Origin of the sequence: Pontibacter sp. 13R65, from assembly GCF_047525655.1 — a bacterium.
GTDB lineage: Bacteria > Bacteroidota > Bacteroidia > Cytophagales > Hymenobacteraceae > Pontibacter.
This window is the reverse complement of sequence record NZ_JBLIQL010000001.1, coordinates 256,672-275,350: the sequence shown is the minus strand read 5'-3', so window position 1 is coordinate 275,350 and position 18,679 is coordinate 256,672. Positions and strand designations below refer to the sequence as shown.

Below are 18,679 nucleotides of genomic sequence, written 5' to 3'. Positions count from 1 at the left end.
CCCAGAATGGGGTACAATGGTACGAGCGCAGCTGCAAATCTCTATGTTCATACTAACAAACCCCTAACAATTATGAAAACCGAATAATGAGAAAAATTATTTTATATATAGCCGCCAGTCTCGATGGTTATATTGCCCGCCCGGATGGAAACGTGGAGTGGCTTCATGATGCGGAATTTGCCTTACCCGGCGAAGACTTTCACTATAGCAGCTTCCTAGAAACCATCGACACAACCCTAATGGGCAACAGTACTTACAAAGCTGTGTTAGGATTCGATATGCCTTTCCCTTACCCCGACAAAACCAACTATGTGTTTTCGAGATCATCTGAAAACAAAGACACAGAGTTCGTAAAATTTGTAAGCACCGATGCCATTACTTTTATAAAGGAGCTAAAAGAGCAACCCGGCAAAGATATCTGGTTAATTGGCGGCGGACAACTAAACACGCTCGTACTCAACGCCGGCCTCCTCGACGAAATTATTCTGACTTACATTCCGATATTGCTCGGCAAAGGCATTCCGCTTTTTGCAGAAGGAGTGCAGGAACAGAAACTGCAGGTAGAAAGCAACCACTGCTACGACAACGGCTTTGTACAATCGACCCTCCGCACCATTAAGTAAACCTGCCTGCACTACGTTATTGGAAAACAGCCTCAGTCTAAGCCAGAGCACTACAGTGCTGCCAGCTTTACCCAGACATTTATAAATACACAATAAGCCTAATCTCTCAGCATTTTTTTACCTTTGAGGCTTAATTGCTGTTTAAACAAGTATTGAACGATTAGGTATAGTGCGAAATAAAACACAAAATCAGTTGAGAGCACTGGCGCTTTACCAGCTAGTGGGCGGTGTGGCAGGCATTCTACTCACCCTGTGGGTGCTCTTCCGGGGAGACCTGGTGCTAACTGTTCCTGTACTGCGCCTGTCGCTGTTTGCAGGCGGGCTCTATGCTTTTTCGATTTTGTGTGGTGTTTTGCTGTGGCGCCGGCCAAGGCGAGGGCTCACGCTTTCGCTTGTAAACCAAGTGCTGCAGGTACTCTATTTTTCTTTTGGTGCCTACAGCTTTCAATATGTAGCAGGTTTACGCCTCGGCTTCGGGCTCGACATGGTGGGCTCCTGGACAGTAAAGTTCCGCATGGCGCTCTCCTCTTTCCAGTTCAGCATTGGCTCCGAAACTGGCCAGAAATTTATTGGCATTAACCTGGTAGCCCTGCTCCTGATTTTCTGGATAGAGCGGCTAATGGAGAAGCAGGCTAAAGACTACTCCGGCAAATAGCCTAATCCTTATCGCTACTAATTATTCTAATGATTTTGGTCTTCCAGAGGTTTTTTACAGATGTTAGACACTAGATACTAGATTTTCTCAGGCTGCTACTCAGTTTCTGCTTTGCCCAGACACTCGCAGGAGCTGCGTGCGCTACGAGTTCTTCGTGCTCCTTTTTATGCCAACCCTTTAACAATTTAGCCATTAAACAAGCAGCACTTTAATTCTGCTAATGAATTAGGCCTTCCGGAGGCATAAAGAGCACTTCAGCCTCAAGGGCTTAGGCCATCAGAAGCGTTGCCTTTACTTCTTTTTGCCTTTCGCCTTTTTCTTGGCTCGTTTAGATTTCTCTATTTTAGCCAGGGCCTCCTTTTCCTCTGCCTCTTTCAGGAGCCCCTTCCAGTCGTAGGTGGCGGCGGCACTAAAATCGATGGTAGCTTCGTAATCGTTGCGGTTAACTTCTAGCACTTTAATGTCTTTGGTGAGGTAGGTTTGTATCTCATCCAGTATCGGCTTTTCCTCCGGGCTGCAGAAGGTTACTGCAATGCCTTTTTGAGTGCCACGGCCTGTGCGGCCTACCCGGTGCACATAGCTCTCCGGCTGATCTGGCAGGTCGTAGTTTACCACATAATCCACGTTAGGTATATCAATACCGCGTGCACTCACGTCTGTGGCTATCAAAAGCTTTACGTCGCCTTTCTTAAACTGCTTCATAGCATTCTGGCGATCTTTCTGCTCTTTGTCGCCGTGGATGGTCATGCTGGTAATTTCTACCCGCTCCATAGCCTTTAGCACGCGCTCGGCCCGCACTTTGGTACGCACAAACACCAAAATCTTCTTTTCGGGATTTTCTTTTACGATGCGCTCCAGAAAAAACCGCTTGTCATCCATCTCCACATACATCACAGAGTGGTCTACATTTTTAGACACAGGATCTTTAGGAGATATCTGAATACGCACCGGCTTGTTAACGAGCGAATAAGCCAGCTCCTTAATAGTTTCGTTAATGGTAGCCGAGAAAAACAGCGTTTGGCGCTTGCGCGGCAGTTTGGTTATCAGTTGGCGAATGTCTTTAATAAAGCCAAGGTCGAGCATGTGATCAGCCTCGTCGAGCACCAGAATTTCCACGCGGTGCAATCGAATATGGCCCTGGCTTACCAGGTCGAAAAGGCGGCCAGGTGTGGCCACCAGCACATCTATGCCAGCTTCCAGCTTCTCTATTTGCGGCCCCTGCTCTACCCCGCCAAATACACAAAATGTTTTTACGCGGGTATGCCGCCCAATTTGATTGAAGACTTCTGTTATCTGCAATGCCAGCTCGCGGGTGGGCACCATTACCACGCATTTTATACCGTCTTCGCGCCGCCTGTTTTTGTCGTACTGCAACAAGTCGAGCACGGGTATGGCAAAGGCAGCGGTTTTACCGGTGCCGGTTTGGGCAATAGCCAGCACATCTTCTCCGCGCATAATGGGCGGTATAGCTTTAAACTGAATATCTGTTGGCTTTACGAAGCCCAGTTTGCTCAGGCTTTTCTTTATTTCATCGGAGATGTGGTAGTCTTCAAACTTCATGGTAACGGTGTTTATGCGTGGCTGCTGCCTTTATAATATAGTACCATAGGCAGTGGCAGGTTACAAAGGTAATGCTTCTTTTTGGCATCTGCTGCGTTTTGCCGCCTGCTCCACACAGCACCCTAGCTCTTCGCCTCCATTCTTTCTTCCCCGAGCTCTTCTTTCATTATGTTATCTAGGTCCAGCAAGGCTTGTTTGCACTGGCCTTTAAAAGAAGAGCCATGCATAATGGCCAATGTATCGGGTTGCAGGCTGGCCAGTTCAGCCAGCATGGTTTTGGTTTTAAAGGTATACGGCATATAATCTGGTAAGGGAGAAGATTGTCCGGCCCGCAACGAGGCGCGCACCTCTCCCAGAATGTCGTGCTCAGTTAAAGCCACCCCGTTACCATCCTGGTGAAAAAGGTCGGAACAGAAAAGGGTTTTTGACTTCTCTTCGAAGAGCACACCGGCATCCCAACCATGTGGTAGATGAGGAGTAGGAATAAACCGGTAGCGATAACGGCCCGTTTCCAGCACATCAGCCCTGCTCAGGCCCCTGGCCGGTCTAATGGCAAAATCGCTCATATTCACCAAAGCGCCAATTTCACTGCAAACGGCCTGTGCATGGGGAGCAACCTCCAGCCAATCGTTTAAAGCGCCGCACTCATCTACTTCAAAATGGCTAAAGCCTACCCAGCGCAATTGCTCTGGCTTTATTAGCCGCGCCACCGCCTCCTGCAGCAGCGGGAACATCATGCGCATACCAGCGTGGTATAGCATAGGCTCCTCATCTTTAATTAAGAAGTGGTTAAACTGCATGTTGTAATCAGGTACAAATACACTGATCCTGTAAACATCCGGGGCAATTTCTGTTATGGTTGTCATGGCGGCTGTATTTTAAGCTAAAGAATAAGCAAATTAAATATAAAATTCATACCATATTTATACGAAATAATCACTTAAATAAGCATTAAAAAGTTTTTTTGATAGTTAGTGAAACTTTTATGATAGCATTACTATTACAAATAACAACTTTATTATCTTTGCATCCAGAAATAATAGAATGGCTTTGCTTTAAAGCAGCATGACAACAACAAGCATCAATATTAAGCTAACACACAAATCTTATCTGCGGGAGCCGGAGAGTACCGAGTTAGGTCGGAAAATTGTTAGTGAGAGTGTAAGGCTGATAGATGAACTCGGGTTTGAGCACTTTACCTTCAGAAAGCTGGCAGCTGAGATAGGATCTACGGAGGCTTCTGTATACCGATACTTTGAAAACAAGCATAAACTGCTGGTATACCTGGTGTCGTGGTACTGGGCCTGGCTCAACTACAGCGTTACCTTTCGGATACAGAACATCGACGACCCGCGCGAGCGCCTGACCCGTGCCATGGTGGCACTCACTACGGCAGGAAGAGCAGACGATCCATCTGTAGATTATATAGACGAGCGTATGCTTTACCGCATCGTAACAGCCGAATCAACAAAAGTTTATCATACCAAAGAAGTTGACACGGAAAACAAGGAAGGCTACTTTTTGGAGTTTAAACGGCTCTGCGACCGGCTGGCACACATGGTACAGGACATTAATCCTGGCTATCCTTACCCGCACGCGCTTATGAGCACGGTATTAGAGGCGGCTCACCAGCAAATATTTTTTGCTCACCACCTGCCTTCCCTCACCGAAATTTGCGGAGCAAAGCATATAGAAGGCGAAACTTCGGTGTTTCTGAAACACCTTGTTTTTTCTGCTATTGAACCACCTAAGGTTAACTAACAAAATAAGATGAGCAGCAACAAAAAAGGCATTAGGCCAATAAAACGCTTCCTGAACTTGTTATCTCTTGAGAAAAGAGAGATTATTTACTTGTATGTGTATGCTATGGCGGCTGGACTTATCAGCCTCTCGCTCCCTCTTGGCATTCAGAGCATCATTGGCTTTGTGTCTAGTGGTCAAATTTCGGTTTCAGTAGTAGTGCTCATCGCGCTTATTGTAGTTGCCTTACTGATTGTAGGAGGCTTACAGGTAATGCAGCTATGGCTGGTAGAGTACATTCAGCAACGATTATTTGCACGCACCGCCTTCGACTTTGCTTTTCGTATTCCGCGTATACAACCGGAAGCTTTATACAAATATTACCCACCAGAGCTGATCAACCGTTTTTTTGATGTAGTAACCCTGCAGAAAGGCCTGGCCAAAATCCTCACAGATTTCTCGACTGCGGCTATTCAGATTGTATTTGGCCTTATTCTGCTTTCGCTCTACCACCCCTACTTTATTTTTCTGGGCTTTATTCTGATCATAACGCTTGTCGCCATCATCTGGTGGACAGGCGATAAAGGTGTTGAGACCAGCATTATAGAATCTAAGTACAAATACAAAACTGCCGCCTGGCTCGAGGAGCTGGCCCGCTCCATGAGTACCTTTAAACTAGTAGGCCACACCAACCTGCCTATGGAGCGCACCAATGGCTATGTAAACAGTTACCTGAAAGTGCGGAAAGAGCACTTTAGTGTGCTCATGACGCAGTACTTCAGCTTTGTGGGTTTTAAAACATTTATAACCGGCGGCTTGTTGACACTAGGTTGTATACTGGTGGTGCAACGGGAAATCAACATAGGGCAGTTTGTAGCTTCTGAAATCGTAATCATTTTGATTATGACAGCGGTAGAAAAATTAATCATTAAGCTCGATACAGTATATGATGTACTAACAAGCCTCGATAAACTTGGCCAAGTAACAGATCTGCCCCTGGAGGAGCCAAAAGGACTCAAGCTAAGCGACATGCCACTGTCCGGAGGCTTTAAATTAAAAATAGACAACCTGACCTACAGATTTCCAAATTCCGGAAAAAATGTGATAGACAATGTTAGTTTCGAGGTAAACTCATCGGAACATATTTGTCTTTCAGGCTACAATAGCTCTGGTAAGAGCACTTTGGTAAGCCTTATCCTGGGGCTGTACCCCTCTTACAAAGGTAGTATTGCTTATAACAATGTTTCGTTGCGCGATTTGCACATAGGCAATTTGCGTAGCCTTATTGGCGATAACATGTCTAAGGAGCAGGTGTTTGATGGCACATTGCTCGAAAACATTACTCTGGGCCGGGACCTGCCGCTGGAAGATGTGCTCTGGTCGATTGAGCTTTCCGGGCTGTCGCCTTTTGTGCATTCGCTCCCTGATGGGCTCCATACCACCTTAACAGGAGGAAGCCTGCGTTTGCCAGGCAGTGTAGCCCGCAAAATCGTAATGGCACGCAGCGTAGTGCAGCGTCCACGCCTGCTCATCATAGACGATTTTTGGGTTGGCATGCCAAAAGCAGATAAAATGCACTTCCTGCGGCTACTCACTAGCGCTGAATTCGACTGGACCATAATAATGGTATCTAACGACAAAGATGTGATGCAGCTCTGCCACCGCACCCTGCTGCTGCAGGATGGCAAGCTGGTAGCCTCAGGCAGCTTCGAGGAAATGCGCAAACTCGATATTATGAAAGAACTTACAGACGTAACCTATTAAACAATGGCCACAGAAGTAAAAAAAGATCAGCACCAGGCCGAGTACCAGCATCTGTCTGCCATGTCGCAGGTGAACACCCCACGCCAGGGCCGTATTCTCACCTACTGGATTGGGGCAATATTTGTCATTGTAGTAGCTAGTCTCTTTCTGCCCTGGACCCAGAACATTCGCTCAGAAGGCACCCTAACCGCCCTTACACCTCAGGATAGGCCACAGACGGTGCAAGCGACCATAGCCGGTCGAATAGAGAGATGGCACATCATGGAAGGCGCCTTTGTAAAAAAAGGCGATACCATTGTGAGCATTTCGGAAATAAAAGAAAAATACATGGACCCTAACCTGATTATTAGGCTGGGAGAACAAACCGAGGCCAAACGCGATGCAGCCACCGCAACCGAGGCAAAAATGCAGGCCATGCAGGAGCAGATAAAAGCACTCCGTGAAGGTCTTGTGTTTAGTTTGCAGAAAGGCCGCAACAAAGTAGAACAGGCGCGCCTAAAGCTGCAGAGCGACAGCATGGATGTAGTAGCCCAACGCACCGACCTGGCCATTGCCGAAGCACAGTTTGCCCGGCAGGAGACCCTCTACAACCAAGGCCTTAAATCGCTTACCGAACTGGAGGCGAGGCGGTTAAAACTGCAGGAGTCGCAAGCCAAGCTGCTTTCGGGCATAAACAAATTTGATGCGGCCCGTGCCGAGCTGCAAAATGCCCGTACTGAGTTAAGTTCTCTGCAAGCTGAATATGCCGATAAAATTGCGAAGGCAGAAGCAGAACTCAGCTCTACCCGCTCCTACCTCTACGGAACCCTGGCGGAGGTAAGCAAACTGCAAAGTGAGCTGAGCAGCACACAAGTCCGCAGCCAGTACTACCACATTGTGGCCCCGCAAGATGGTAACGTGGTGCGAACCCTTAAAGCAGGTATAGGCGAAACCATAAAAGAAGGAGAGCCTCTTGCCACCATCATGCCTTATAACTCACAAATGGCTGCAGAGCTGTATGTAAAAGCGCTCGACCTACCTCTTATCAAACCCGGCGACGACATCAGGTTACAGTTTGAAGGCTGGCCGGCCCTGGTATTCTCTGGCTGGCCGGGTGCTAGTTTTGGTACCTTTGGTGGCATTGTGGCTGTTTTAGATAACACCGGCACCAACGGCCAATACCGCATGCTAGTAGTACCAGACCCGGACCAGGAACCCTGGCCAGATGCCCTGCGGGTAGGGTCTGGTGTATATGGCTGGGCCATGCTAAACACAGTGCCTATCTGGTACGAAATATGGCGTCAGCTCAATAGCTTCCCGGCAGACTATACCGGCGACACCAGTACTACAGGCAGCGAAAGCAAGAAGTCTTCTGATACAGATGGAAAATATGACTAACAAGTCAGAGATGAAAAATATAGTTCTTAAACGGATATGGCTGCCAGTTCTGGTCTTCCTGCTCTTGAGCGCCGGCAAAAGCCAGGCGCAGGCAGCACAGGATACAGTACAGGAGCTTACGCTGCAGGACTTCCACCGGCTGGTGCTTCAATATCACCCGGTGGCCTCTCAGGCAGCCTTGCTTACGGAGCAGGCGCGGCAGGAGCTGCGGATGGCCCGTGGTGCTTTTGATCCCATTATCAGCAGCAAACTTTACAAGAAAGAATTTGGCGGAAAAGAGTATTACACCCTCTGGAACAATGCTTTGCGTGTGCCGCTGTGGTTCGGGCCTGAGCTTATTGCCGGCTACGACCAAACAACCGGCAACTACCTGAACCCGGAAAGCAGCACTCCTCCCGATGGACTTAGTTTTGCCGGCATTTCGGTGCCTCTGGGCCAGGGCTTGTTTATAGATGCCCGCCGTGCCACTGTGCGCCAGGCCCGCCTGATGCAGCAAATTGCAGAGGCCGACCGTGTAAAGCTGATAAATAAACTGCTGCTGCAGGTAACCAAAGACTACTGGGACTGGCTGCAGTATTACCGTGAGGTACAGCTGATTGAGGAAGCATTGGAACTGGCCGATTTTAGGTTAAAGGCGGTCCGGACACGGGTGCAGGAAGGAGATCTTGCCGCTATAGACACAGTAGAGGCGATAACAGAGGTACAGAACCGGCAGGTAATGCTGCAACAGGCACAGCTCAACTATAACAATGCCCGCCTAATGGCAGCTACACACCTTTGGGCCGACAATGAGGTACCCCTGGAGCTACAGGAAAGCACAGTACCATCGCTTACTGGGAGCGAACTAACTTCCCTGCCACAAGATTCCCTGAACCAACTGCTTGAAATTGCCAAGGTGAATCACCCCGACCTGCGCAAACTCAGCCTGAAGGGAGAACAGTTGCAAATAGAACAGCAGTTTGCCGCCGATAAGCTCAAACCAAAGCTAAATGTGGAGTACAACGTGCTGCAAAATGACTTCTACCGAAACACCGACATGTTCGACCGTCAGCATATGAATGCAAATTATAAGCTCGGAATGAGTTTCAGTCTGCCTATTTTTCTACGGGAGGAGCGTGGCAAACTGCAGCTCACCAAAGCCAAGCAACAGGTTAACAGCATGGAATTTGTGCAAACCGTGCGCGAAGTAGAAAACGGATTACTGGCAGCCTTTAACGAATGGCTGTCGCTGGAAGAGCAAATAAGGTTGCAGGAGCAAATGGTGGCCAACGCCGAAATACTGCGCCAGGGTGAGGTCGCCCGCTTTCAAAGCGGCGAGAGTTCTCTGTTTCTGGTAAACTCTCGCGAAGTAAAATATATGGAGGCCCAGCTTAAATTATTTGCCCTTCGCGCCAAATATGCCAAAGCCAAAACACTCTTGTACTGGTCAGCTGGCGAAATTCAGACACAATAAAGGCCAACGCACAAGCAAAGTCATAATATACTTCAGGACATTAAATGCTCTGGAAGGCCATTTTCATTAGCATAATGCTGTAGCCTCGCTCCGCCAAAAAAATATGGCTTAAAAGAGGGATGCTTTGTTCAGCAAGCCTAAGGCAGTATGCCTTTCTCAAGCCTCTGGAAGATTAATTTAATTAGAACAATTTCAGTTAAAACTAACTAAAAACAAGGTTTTGCGGCAGCAGGCTACGAAGAGAAGACCTGAGCCAGGTGCACTTAATGACGCTAAACTGCCTGAGCGTTCAGCGAGTATTTCGCGTCTTGATTTTTTTGGTTCTTTTGTATTAAGACAAAAAGAACAAGGAAGCTGGCAATGCAACAGCTCCACGATGCTACCAAAGCTGAGACAGCAACTATGCGAATTTAGACTCCAACGCCATTAGCCACTGCTTACGGATCTCACCCACAAGACCCCAAAGGGATGACAAAAAGAATAAAACTGGAAGAAGTACTTTTTGGGAGCCAACAGTCGTACAGATACAATAGCATAATTGCCTTAAAAGAAGTTTGTCAGCCTCCTCTCCTGCTGCCTTCCAAAGATCTATTACCGAATAAACAGCAGAAGCAGGAATTTTTCCACCTGTACATGGCTAAGTTTATTGCTGCTTTGCCCACTCCAAATAGCAAATAGGCAAGATTGCCGCATGCTAAAATGCCTTAAAAGTATTCTGCAGCATCAGCAGGCAAATGGCACGATTATAGGGTCTAGGATGTTATAAACAGTCAAACAACCTGAACCTGTAGAAACGTGATAAAAATACTTGCACTTTATATTTTTCTAATAAGTAGCTTTTTCTCTTTTACAAGCTGCAACACCTCAGCCAGTGAACCAGCGCCTGTAGCAACCGATACGCAGCCTGCTCATTATGTGTCGTCTACGCTGCTGCTTTCTGTTCCACTGAACACCCTGCAAACGCTGTTACCCAAACACCAGTACTCAGCTTACCAGAAGGAGGTAAAGTACGGTGTATCGGTTTACAAGCTAGTGTATAAAACTACTTACCAGGGCAAACAAGTTAATGCCTCTGGCCTGGTGTGTGTACCGGTTGGCATGGCTGAACCGGCTCCAGTGCTGAGTGCGCAACACGGTACCATTTTCGCACACAACGAAGCACCTACACACTTCTCCGGTCTTTCCGGGTTTGAGTTGTTTGCCTCAGCTGGCTATATTACGCTTATTCCCGATTTTCTTGGGTTTGGAGAATCCCAGAACCTGTTTCACCCTTATTACGACCAAAAGCACTCTGCCCTGGCTGTAGTAGATATGATAAAAGGTGCAAAAGAGTTTTATGAGGAGCAGCAGATCGCCGCTAACGACAAGCTGTTTCTGGTAGGCTATTCAGAAGGAGGCTATGTTACACTGGCAGCACAGAAAGAGATTGAAACGAACCCTGCTCATGGCCTGAAAATTACGGCATCGGCGGCAGGCGCTGGAGGCTATGACTTAACCTCTATGCTGGGCGACATTACTTCCGGTAAAGAGTATACTTATCCTGCCTACTTGGCCTACGTGCTGCAGGCTTACAACCAGACCAATAACTGGCAGCGCCCGCTACCCGAGATGTTCCAGGAGCCGTATGCGACAAAGCTGCCGAACCTGTTTAACGGAAGCAACAGCGGTAGTATGATTAACCGTGAACTGCCGCGCGACCCCCAAAAGCTGTTTACACCATCTTTCTACCAAGGCTTGTTGCAAGCAAACGGGGAGCAAACCCTCAAAAGGGCATTGCAGGACAACAGCCTCACTAACTGGACACCTCAAAGCCCTACCAGGCTCTACCATGGCACCGCCGACGATATTGTACCCTTCCAGAATTCAAAAGACACCTTTTATGGCTTTAAAGCCAGAGGTGCCAAACAAGTAGAATTCTTTCCTATAAAAGGTGGCACGCACGGCACCGCCTTTATACCTATGCTGGAATCAATTATTCCTTGGATACAAGAGCACTAGTAACTAAAACAGAACCTGTCACCCCAGGCCTTCCGGATGTAAATCAGCCTCTGGAAGGCCTTTTTTATTAGAATAATCTGATTTGGTTGATAGTTAAATGGTTTTACTGAGAGTGACTTTCCCATTTAGAACTCTTAACTCATAACTTCTAACTCTTAACTAATTGAACACTCCTCCCACTACCACCTTCTCCTTGTGCACACTTTTTCGGCCCTCCAGGTCGAAGAGCTCTATGTAGAGCAGGTAGTACCCGATAGCGGCTTTGGTACCGTCTTCACGTAAGCCATCCCATCGAAAAAAGCCATTGGTAGCCAGTAACTCATTCCGAACCAACTTACGAATTTCGCGGCCTCGCTCATCAAAAACGGTGATGTTGGCCATAAAGCCGGTTTTATCGGTGCTGTAGTTAAGGGTGGTAAAATCGTGCAGGCCATCGCCATCGGGTGTAAATACTTTAGGCTCTACATTAAAAATGTTGGCTGCCGCCATTTGTTCCTGCGCCTGCGAGTTCAGGTAACCGGGAGTGGCATAGCCTACGGCACTGGCAGCCGAATGAAAATTACTGCCAGTGGTTGGTCCCTCCAGCCGTATCCGCTCCAATGACACACCATTCAGGTCATCGAGCAGGCCAAAGTGCATGTTTTGGTTATAATCGAAGCGATCAGCAATGCGGGTATTGGGTTGCAGCACCACCACTGTACCGGCCGCATCGGGGTAAGCCGGCAGGCTGGCCATACGCAAAAATGTTTCTTCGCGGCCAGCAGGGTAATTCATTTTGATGTTTTCAGGATTAGAGGTGAGCACCACATACTGCCCCGGTGCCAGCACGTAGTTGGCGCCTGTAATGGTGCGGCGGTTAGCTACGCTGTCGTTGCTGACATTGGCGAGTTGCCAGTTCTGCAGGTTCAGGTACTTGCTGCTGCGGTTCACGAGTTCCACAAAATCTACGCCTCCTGTGCGTGGGTTAAAAAGCACCTCGTTTATAACCACGTCGCCAGGTTCAGGCACAGAGGGCAAAGCAAAGCTTGCGTGCAAGGGCTGGTTGCTCAGGTTCCCGGCACAGTCTACCATGCCGGTTGCCGACAACCTATACAGCTGCTGCTCCTGTAGTGGGCTTGCCAGTTGCAGTACCACATCAGTAAACAATGGCCCTTGCACCTGTGCATTGGCAACCCCAAGAGCCGGACTAAGACTGTAGCGGCCAACCGTTGCTGCCTGTGCGCTGTCGAGCCGCTCGTTGAAGCGGAGCAGAAGCCTGTCGGGGGCAGTGGCTGTTACATCTAAAAGCTGGGGCGGTGTAGTGTCGGGGTTAGAAGTGGCAACAGCGTTTGGTTGAGCCGGTGTGCCACCTCGCGGATCAGTAGAAGCCATCCAGTTATCGATGCCTGCACATGGGTTGCCTACGTCTATCATCTCCAGGCTCCAGCCTCCGTTGCGCTTGGTGTTGTCTTTGTACCAGGTATCGCTGTAACTGACGGCATAGATCAGGCGGCCATTGGGCTGTCGGAGCTGCAACAGTTCGCCGGTATTGTTCAGGCTCGGGAAATTGCTGATGCCGATGGCGCGGCCAAACTGTGTAAAGTGCTGCACCTGGTTATTCGGCACCACCACCGCATACTCCCCCGGCTGCAATTGCACATTCGGAAGCGTGGTAGTAGAAGTGGCATCGGAGTACCGGATTCCCTGCAGCGTTAGTACCCGGTTGGTGGGGTTGTAAAGTTCTATGTACTCTTGAGCAGGTAAACCAACAGCCGGAGATTCGCGGGCCATAATTTCGGTAATCAGCAACTCGTTGTAACCGGGCAGCACCGGAGGCAGCACAAAAGAAAAACTACTCTGCACCGGCTCTGCCAGGGTATTGCCGTAGAGGTCGGAGAGATTAGCAATACTGATGATGTTGGTGCCCGAGCTGAAGGACTGGCTAAATTGCAGCTGCACCGTACCAGCCTCGGTTAGAGTAGCAGCTGTGGGTTGCAGGTTGCCGTTAAGGGTGTAGTTGGCAGTGCTGATGGCCTGCTGCTGAGCCAGCGGCTCGTTAAAGCGTAGTTCCAACTGGTTTGGGCTCAATGTTTGGGCAGCTTCTAAAACAGGCGGAGCAGTGTCAGTTACGCGAATATCGTCGAAATAAAAGTTGCGGCTGTTGGCGGAGGAGTAGCGGAGCAGAATACCAAAGTAGCCGGAGCGGGTGTAGGTGGCATCGGTGGCGGTGCCTTGGCTCACATAGCTCTGTCCCTGCCCCGTCAGATCAATTTCCAGGTGCCACTCCTGCCTGATGCTACGCGTTACCCGCACCCGCACTACGTTGTTGGTGTTGCTGCCAATGGTGCCGTCTTGTCCGTTTATCACATAAACAGGATTGCTGCCCCTGTCTTTCCTGAAAAGGCTTACCTCGTCGGGGGTGCCACCAATGCGCACAAAATAGCCACTGTTGTTGCCGCTCAAGTCATCGGAGTCGGAGATGAGGAAAATATCGGCGTAGTTTCCGGAGGAGGTGGCTAGTCGCAGGTTAGCCCAAAATTCCCATACCGTACCAGTTACGGCCTGCAATGGTGTGGTGAGTACCAGCGTAGAGCCCGTAACGGCGGGACCATTGCTCTGCAGTTGCCCCGCCGCATTAATTATAAAGCTCTCGGTGTTGCCAGACCAGGTGGGGTTATGGCTTAAGTTACCATCTGAGAAGGTTTCGAGGAGCTGGGCGCTCAAAAAATATGGAAATAGCAGAAAGAGAATGAGTAAAGTTTGTTTCATGTGTAGATTTGTGATGAAAACTTATTTACTTTGCAACCCGCACGCCCCCAGCCTGCAGGGGCGAGAAGTACAGGCGAAAGCCCGACCTGCTCGCTCAACGATAGGCACGCTAAAGATAGCTTATAAAGAAAAGCTGTTTGCTTTGGGACTTTTACGGGAGACGGTGTAATTTTGGTATGGTAACCTGTAAGGTTATAGTGCCAAAATTTAAATTGGCGGAGGAACTGAAGTTCTAAAACAGATAAGATTAAAGTACTGGCGTTTTGCCAAAAACATAGCTCTATATTAAACTAAAACTACATCCATTACATTAACACATAAAAACCATTTATCTATTTATTTATAAACTTTAAACATGAAAGTAGCAGTTGTAGGCGCCACAGGACTTGTTGGCGGCGAAATTTTGAAAGTGCTGGAAGAAAGAAACTTCCCGGTGGATGAATTATTGTTAGTTGCTTCAGAAAGATCTGTTGGTAAACAGATGGAGTTTAAGGGTAAACAGATAAAGGTTATCGGGATGCAGGACGCAGTTGCGGCTGCCCCGCAAATTGCGATTTTCTCAGCTGGTGGCAGCACATCTACAGAGTGGGCTCCTAAATTTGCCGAAGTGGGCACCGTGGTAGTAGATAATTCTTCTGCCTGGCGCATGGACCCTAGCAAAAAGCTGGTGGTGCCGGAGATTAATGCTAAAGAACTGACCAAAGAAGATAAAATTATAGCTAACCCCAATTGCTCTACTATTCAAATGGTAGTGGCTTTGAACAACCTGCACCAGGAGTTGAAGGCCAAACGCATTGTGGTAAGCACTTACCAGTCGGTAACGGGCACAGGCAAAAACGCTGTAGACCAACTCATGAACGAGCGTGCCGGCAAAGAAGGCGATATGGCATACCCATACCCTATCGACCTGAACGTGCTGCCACACATCGACGTGTTCCAGGACAATGGCTACACCAAAGAAGAGATGAAAATGATCCTCGAAACTAAGAAGATCATGAGCGATGACTCTATTCGTGTAACGGCTACAGCAGTGCGCATACCAGTAATGGGTGGTCACTCTGAGTCGGTAAACGTGGAGTTTGAAAAAGATTTCTCTCTGGACGACATCTACCGCATCTTGAACGAGACAGAAGGCGTGAAAGTAGTAGACAACGTGAAGAACCTGGAGTACCCTATGCCAAAAGATGCCCATGGCAAAGACGAAGTGTTAGTGGGCCGTGTTCGCCTGGACGAAACGCAGCCTCGCACCGTTAACATGTGGATTGTAGCCGATAACCTTCGCAAAGGTGCCGCTACCAACGCCGTGCAAATTGCAGAGTACCTGATGAAGCACGAGCTTGTTTAATTTTAGAAGTTAAACCTTTTGGTGTCAGTTTTAAGGAACAACAACATTTTAATAACAAAAAAGCTGCCTCGGAAACAGGGCAGCTTTTTTGTTTAATTCACCGGTATAACCCACTTCTCTGTCAGTTCAACGCTTATTAGGGCAGATAAATCTCTCTTTCCACATCCGATTTTATTCCGCTTTCCTGGCAATCCCTTCTGGCACTGTGCCAGGCGCAAAAAAAACACAGCCTCATTATTCAGGTACTTTACACTGAAAATTTTTCTACTGATGCTCTCTTAGTAGTATAAGTCCGGCAAATTATGCTTTACTTGCTATGTATTGCATATTAAACTTTAAAGCACCGGGGCCGTTATGGCAAGGTACTTTTCTTGTTTAGTAGCAGGCAAATAAACCTAAAATAGCAATCAATGGCTTCCGGACTTCTCGCTTTATTAGATGACGTAGCTGCCCTGGTAAAAGTCAGTGCGGCCAGCTTAGACGATGTACCTGCCCAGGTGGCAAAGACCACAGGTAAGGTCTCAGGTATTGTTATAGACGATACTGCTGTTACCCCTAAATATGTAGTGGGCCTGGACCCTAAGCGGGAGCTATCTATTATATACCAGATCGCAAAAAAGTCGCTGCTCAACAAGGTGATCTTACTTAGCCCGGCAGCCCTCCTACTTGGTTTCTTTGCGCCTTGGGCTATAAGTCCAATTTTAATGGTAGGGGGTGCTTTTCTGTGTTTCGAGGGCTATGAAAAAGTGCATTCCATGTTTAGCAAACACCATGCTGATGACCAGTCTCATTCCAGCGAAGAAGTAGAGGTAATTACACCCGAAGAATTAGAGAAAACACGAGTAAAAGGAGCAGTCCGTACCGATCTTATTCTTTCTGCGGAAATTGTAGCTATTACGTATTCTACGGTAGCCGACAAAGAGTTAACAACTCAGATAGCCGTTATGCTGGCTGTGGCCATTTTTATTACCATTGCTGTTTATGGGTTTGTAGGGCTTATTGTAAAAGCCGATGATATTGGCATGCACATGGCCAAAGAAAATCACCATCCGCAGGTCAGGAAATTTGGGCAGGGTTTGGTTAAAATTATGCCTGGTTTCTTAAAGGCACTTGGGTATATCGGAACAGTGGCTATGTTGTGGGTAGGAGCAGAAATTATTGCACATGGCATTCCTTTTACAAGCCACGCGCTGCATAACCTGGAGCATGCGCTGGAAAATGTACCGGTTCTGGCCTGGATTGCCAAAGCACTGGCTTGTGCTATAGCAGGTTTGGTAATAGGTGCTGTTATTGCCAAAGTAGTGGCATTGGTAAGCAGCCTGAAAAAGAAAAAACAACCTGTAAGCTAAACTGTAAACTGGCCAAGCCATAACTCCATGCTGCAGGAGCGGCATGCACGGCAAATCCGAAGCAGATAAGTATGTAAGAAAGCCAAAAATGAAACTAATTTCCCGCCTTCAAACTTATTTATAACGGACGATAATTGTTTAGCACTTTGGAATATTCGATGTTTGAGAGGCTTCCGCTACGAAGCCAGACCGAATCTTTAGCGAAAGACGGAACCTTGCTGGCCCGACGAACTTACAACGGATGGCAGGTAACTCTTTACTCCTTAAATGGTTTGTTTGTGGAGCTTTGGGCCGGGAAGGAGGCGCAGGTCATCAGCACGTTTAAGAAATCGGCAAATGCAGTGGCCGTGCTAGACCCATATATAGATAAGATTGACGTTAAGAACGTATTAGACGCCGAGTGCTAACATCAGCAACATTTTAACTCAAGTTGTGCGGTAATTTATAAATTCTTGACGCTAGATTCACTCCACTTTTGCCATCCTGTATAAGGTTCTTGTGAGCGAGAGGCAACTGCAATGTCAGTCTAAGATAACATAGTTGCGGCTATTGCTGGGATAGTGGAGTGAAGCTATTTCATTGCAAGTGTCTTTGTTCTTTTTGTCTTGATACAAAAAGAACCAAAAAAATCAAGATGCTCCAAACTCGCTGAACGCTCAAACAGTGGAGCCTCAAATGGTGCACCTGGTAGAGGTGATCACTCTGTTGTTGCCTGCCGCAATATATTTTTTATGAGCTGTTGCAAGAATTAAATTCTTCTAATGAAAATGCCCTTCCGGAGGTATAATTAGGAGTTCTAGTCCAGATAAGTTTCCATCTTCGTAGCACCTGCTGTCTTCTCTCCCACCCTCTAAAGCAGAGTTGTAGGCAGCCATTCTTAAAAATCTACCTGATACAACCATTCCATCTGACTCTGCGTGAGCACTTTTGGCGAGAACCGGAACGCGGAATTGCGCACCTGGCGCAAAAGCAGGTTCTCCCACTGCGACACCTCCCCCAGTATACGTGACAATCGGATAACTTTGGACGTGCGGGCTATTCTGCGTTTTTGGTAATGATGTAAGGCAAAGGCAACATCCTGCTCCTGCTGCAGGCATTGCCCCAGCACCACGGCATCTTCTATAGCCTGGCAGGCGCCTTGGCCCATGTTAGGCGTGGTGGCATGCGCCGCATCGCCCAGCAATACCACGCGCCCGTAAACATGCTGCTTCAGCGGCTTCAGGTCGGCAATATCGCCCCAGATGAGTTGTTCAGGCTTTGTGGCAGCCAGTATGGCCGGTATAGCAGGCGGCAGATCGTGGAAATGCTCCGCCAGTTGCATCGGTGTAAGCTGGCGCATATGTTCATTTTGAGCGGGTGCATTTATACAAGCGTACCAGTAAATGGTGTTGTGCTGCAGCGGCGCAATGCCTACCCGCCCCTGAGGTGCCCAGGTTTCAGCAGAAATCATGTTGTTGATGGCCACACCCGGATTTTCGACAATGCCACGCCAACAAGTGTAACCGGCATAGCGGGGCTGGTGCTGCGGCAAGAGCTGTTGTCGTATAAGTGAGTGTATGCCATCTGCGGCAATAAGCAGATTGGCAGTTGCCTTGGAGCCATCGGTAAAGGTTACCACCACTTGCTCCCCCTGCTGCTGCACTTGCAGGCAACGCTTGTTCAGGTAGAGCGAGCCAGGCTGCAGGTGCTGGTGCAGCACAGCATGCAGGTCGGCCCGGTGTATAACAAAGTTGTTTAGGCCATATTTTTTGCTCAGCGGGCGGGTATCCATGTTGCTGATGATGTTGCCGCGCTCATCAAAAATATTAAGCGCCTCCAGTTGCTTGCCCCGTGCTACCACTGCCTCTGCCACTCCCAAACGAGAAAGGCCCTGCATCGCATTGGCAGCCAGGCCTACCCCTGCGCCCACCGGCTTCAGTTCCGGAGCTGCCTCATATACGGTAGCCGTTATGCCACTTCTCTGAAGCGCAAGTGCCGCACATAAACCACCTATTCCTCCTCCTACAACAATTACTTGCATAGCTGAAACTTATCGTGACCACTATAGGGACAAAACACCCACATTTG

General features: G+C 48.2%; 16 protein-coding genes. 12 read left to right on the top strand and 4 right to left on the bottom strand.

Translation table 11 applies throughout. The annotated features are described in order from the left end of the window. Positions 1 to 86 precede the first annotated feature (86 nt). Both ACMA1I_RS01215 and ACMA1I_RS01210 read left to right on the top strand, forming a co-directional pair. On the top strand, positions 87 to 623 hold the full coding sequence (locus ACMA1I_RS01215; RefSeq protein WP_337066406.1) for a dihydrofolate reductase family protein: 537 nt from the start codon (positions 87 to 89) through the stop codon (positions 621 to 623). A gap of 169 nt (positions 624 to 792) precedes the next feature. Continuing rightward, on the top strand, positions 793 to 1,278 hold the full coding sequence (locus ACMA1I_RS01210; protein ID WP_337066405.1) for a hypothetical protein: 486 nt from the start codon (positions 793 to 795) through the stop codon (positions 1,276 to 1,278). A 291-nt stretch (positions 1,279 to 1,569) separates the two neighbouring features. On the opposite strand, the gene ACMA1I_RS01205 is transcribed toward ACMA1I_RS01210, so the two are convergent. Together ACMA1I_RS01205 and ACMA1I_RS01200 are read right to left on the bottom strand one after the other, a co-directional pair. Next, positions 1,570 to 2,838: a DEAD/DEAH box helicase gene (locus ACMA1I_RS01205; RefSeq protein ID WP_337066404.1), complete on the bottom strand. Its 1,269-nt coding sequence runs from the start codon at positions 2,836 to 2,838 to the stop codon at positions 1,570 to 1,572. Positions 2,839 to 2,960: 122 nt separating this feature from the next. Next, complete coding sequence (locus ACMA1I_RS01200; RefSeq protein WP_337066403.1) at positions 2,961 to 3,704, bottom strand: MBL fold metallo-hydrolase; 744 nt, start codon at positions 3,702 to 3,704, stop codon at positions 2,961 to 2,963. A gap of 199 nt (positions 3,705 to 3,903) precedes the next feature. On the opposite strand from ACMA1I_RS01200, the gene ACMA1I_RS01195 reads away from it, so the two are divergent. From ACMA1I_RS01195 to ACMA1I_RS01170, 6 genes are all read left to right on the top strand, one after another. Continuing rightward, positions 3,904 to 4,599 carry a TetR/AcrR family transcriptional regulator gene (locus tag ACMA1I_RS01195; protein WP_337066402.1) on the top strand — a complete coding sequence of 232 codons (696 nt, stop codon included), beginning with the start codon at positions 3,904 to 3,906 and terminating at the stop codon, positions 4,597 to 4,599. A 9-nt stretch (positions 4,600 to 4,608) separates the two neighbouring features. Continuing rightward, positions 4,609 to 6,342, top strand: coding sequence for a peptidase domain-containing ABC transporter (locus ACMA1I_RS01190; RefSeq protein WP_337066401.1), 1,734 nt, complete (start codon positions 4,609 to 4,611; stop codon positions 6,340 to 6,342). A gap of 3 nt (positions 6,343 to 6,345) precedes the next feature. Continuing rightward, positions 6,346 to 7,719 carry an HlyD family secretion protein gene (locus tag ACMA1I_RS01185; RefSeq protein WP_337066400.1) on the top strand — a complete coding sequence of 458 codons (1,374 nt, stop codon included), beginning with the start codon at positions 6,346 to 6,348 and terminating at the stop codon, positions 7,717 to 7,719. A 10-nt stretch (positions 7,720 to 7,729) separates the two neighbouring features. Beyond that, the gene (locus ACMA1I_RS01180) at positions 7,730 to 9,172 is read left to right on the top strand and encodes a TolC family protein (protein ID WP_337066399.1); all 1,443 of its coding nucleotides are present in this window, start codon (positions 7,730 to 7,732) and stop codon (positions 9,170 to 9,172) included. 468 nt (positions 9,173 to 9,640) lie between these two features. Beyond that, a complete protein-coding gene (locus tag ACMA1I_RS01175) occupies positions 9,641 to 9,850 on the top strand; it encodes a hypothetical protein (protein ID WP_337066398.1) in 210 nt (69 codons plus the stop codon). A gap of 117 nt (positions 9,851 to 9,967) precedes the next feature. Beyond that, positions 9,968 to 11,170: an alpha/beta hydrolase family protein gene (locus tag ACMA1I_RS01170; RefSeq protein ID WP_337066397.1), complete on the top strand. Its 1,203-nt coding sequence runs from the start codon at positions 9,968 to 9,970 to the stop codon at positions 11,168 to 11,170. Positions 11,171 to 11,329: 159 nt separating this feature from the next. Here the strand turns inward: ACMA1I_RS01170 and ACMA1I_RS01165 are convergent, their stop codons facing one another. After that, on the bottom strand, positions 11,330 to 13,918 hold the full coding sequence (locus ACMA1I_RS01165) for a lamin tail domain-containing protein (protein ID WP_337066396.1): 2,589 nt from the start codon (positions 13,916 to 13,918) through the stop codon (positions 11,330 to 11,332). A gap of 13 nt (positions 13,919 to 13,931) precedes the next feature. Here ACMA1I_RS01165 and ACMA1I_RS01160 point away from each other — a divergent pair, with 13 nt between their 5' ends. The 4 genes from ACMA1I_RS01160 to ACMA1I_RS01145 all read left to right on the top strand — a co-directional run bounded on the left by ACMA1I_RS01160 (position 13,932) and on the right by ACMA1I_RS01145 (position 17,019). Then, positions 13,932 to 14,087: a hypothetical protein gene (locus ACMA1I_RS01160; RefSeq protein ID WP_337066395.1), complete on the top strand. Its 156-nt coding sequence runs from the start codon at positions 13,932 to 13,934 to the stop codon at positions 14,085 to 14,087. 186 nt (positions 14,088 to 14,273) lie between these two features. Continuing rightward, positions 14,274 to 15,263, top strand: a complete 990-nt coding sequence (locus ACMA1I_RS01155) for an aspartate-semialdehyde dehydrogenase (RefSeq protein ID WP_337066394.1) — start codon at positions 14,274 to 14,276, stop codon at positions 15,261 to 15,263. 410 nt (positions 15,264 to 15,673) lie between these two features. After that, positions 15,674 to 16,612 carry a DUF808 domain-containing protein gene (locus ACMA1I_RS01150; protein ID WP_337066393.1) on the top strand — a complete coding sequence of 313 codons (939 nt, stop codon included), beginning with the start codon at positions 15,674 to 15,676 and terminating at the stop codon, positions 16,610 to 16,612. A gap of 158 nt (positions 16,613 to 16,770) precedes the next feature. Then, complete coding sequence (locus tag ACMA1I_RS01145; RefSeq protein ID WP_337066392.1) at positions 16,771 to 17,019, top strand: hypothetical protein; 249 nt, start codon at positions 16,771 to 16,773, stop codon at positions 17,017 to 17,019. Positions 17,020 to 17,489: 470 nt separating this feature from the next. On the opposite strand, the gene ACMA1I_RS01140 is transcribed toward ACMA1I_RS01145, so the two are convergent. Continuing rightward, a complete protein-coding gene (locus tag ACMA1I_RS01140) occupies positions 17,490 to 18,632 on the bottom strand; it encodes an FAD-dependent monooxygenase (protein ID WP_337066391.1) in 1,143 nt (380 codons plus the stop codon). Between the last annotated feature and the right edge of the window lie 47 nt (positions 18,633 to 18,679).

Coding starts and splice junctions, on each gene's coding strand:
- ACMA1I_RS01215 (WP_337066406.1), top strand. CDS start 87: ATGAGAAAAATTATTTTATATATAGCCGCCAGTCTCGATGGTTATATT.
- ACMA1I_RS01205 (WP_337066404.1), bottom strand. CDS start 2,838: ATGAAGTTTGAAGACTACCACATCTCCGATGAAATAAAGAAAAGCCTG.
- ACMA1I_RS01200 (WP_337066403.1), bottom strand. CDS start 3,704: ATGACAACCATAACAGAAATTGCCCCGGATGTTTACAGGATCAGTGTA.
- ACMA1I_RS01195 (WP_337066402.1), top strand. CDS start 3,904: ATGACAACAACAAGCATCAATATTAAGCTAACACACAAATCTTATCTG.
- ACMA1I_RS01190 (WP_337066401.1), top strand. CDS start 4,609: ATGAGCAGCAACAAAAAAGGCATTAGGCCAATAAAACGCTTCCTGAAC.
- ACMA1I_RS01185 (WP_337066400.1), top strand. CDS start 6,346: ATGGCCACAGAAGTAAAAAAAGATCAGCACCAGGCCGAGTACCAGCAT.
- ACMA1I_RS01180 (WP_337066399.1), top strand. CDS start 7,730: ATGAAAAATATAGTTCTTAAACGGATATGGCTGCCAGTTCTGGTCTTC.
- ACMA1I_RS01175 (WP_337066398.1), top strand. CDS start 9,641: ATGACAAAAAGAATAAAACTGGAAGAAGTACTTTTTGGGAGCCAACAG.
- ACMA1I_RS01165 (WP_337066396.1), bottom strand. CDS start 13,918: ATGAAACAAACTTTACTCATTCTCTTTCTGCTATTTCCATATTTTTTG.
- ACMA1I_RS01160 (WP_337066395.1), top strand. CDS start 13,932: ATGAAAACTTATTTACTTTGCAACCCGCACGCCCCCAGCCTGCAGGGG.
- ACMA1I_RS01155 (WP_337066394.1), top strand. CDS start 14,274: ATGAAAGTAGCAGTTGTAGGCGCCACAGGACTTGTTGGCGGCGAAATT.
- ACMA1I_RS01150 (WP_337066393.1), top strand. CDS start 15,674: ATGGCTTCCGGACTTCTCGCTTTATTAGATGACGTAGCTGCCCTGGTA.
- ACMA1I_RS01145 (WP_337066392.1), top strand. CDS start 16,771: ATGTTTGAGAGGCTTCCGCTACGAAGCCAGACCGAATCTTTAGCGAAA.
- ACMA1I_RS01140 (WP_337066391.1), bottom strand. CDS start 18,632: ATGCAAGTAATTGTTGTAGGAGGAGGAATAGGTGGTTTATGTGCGGCA.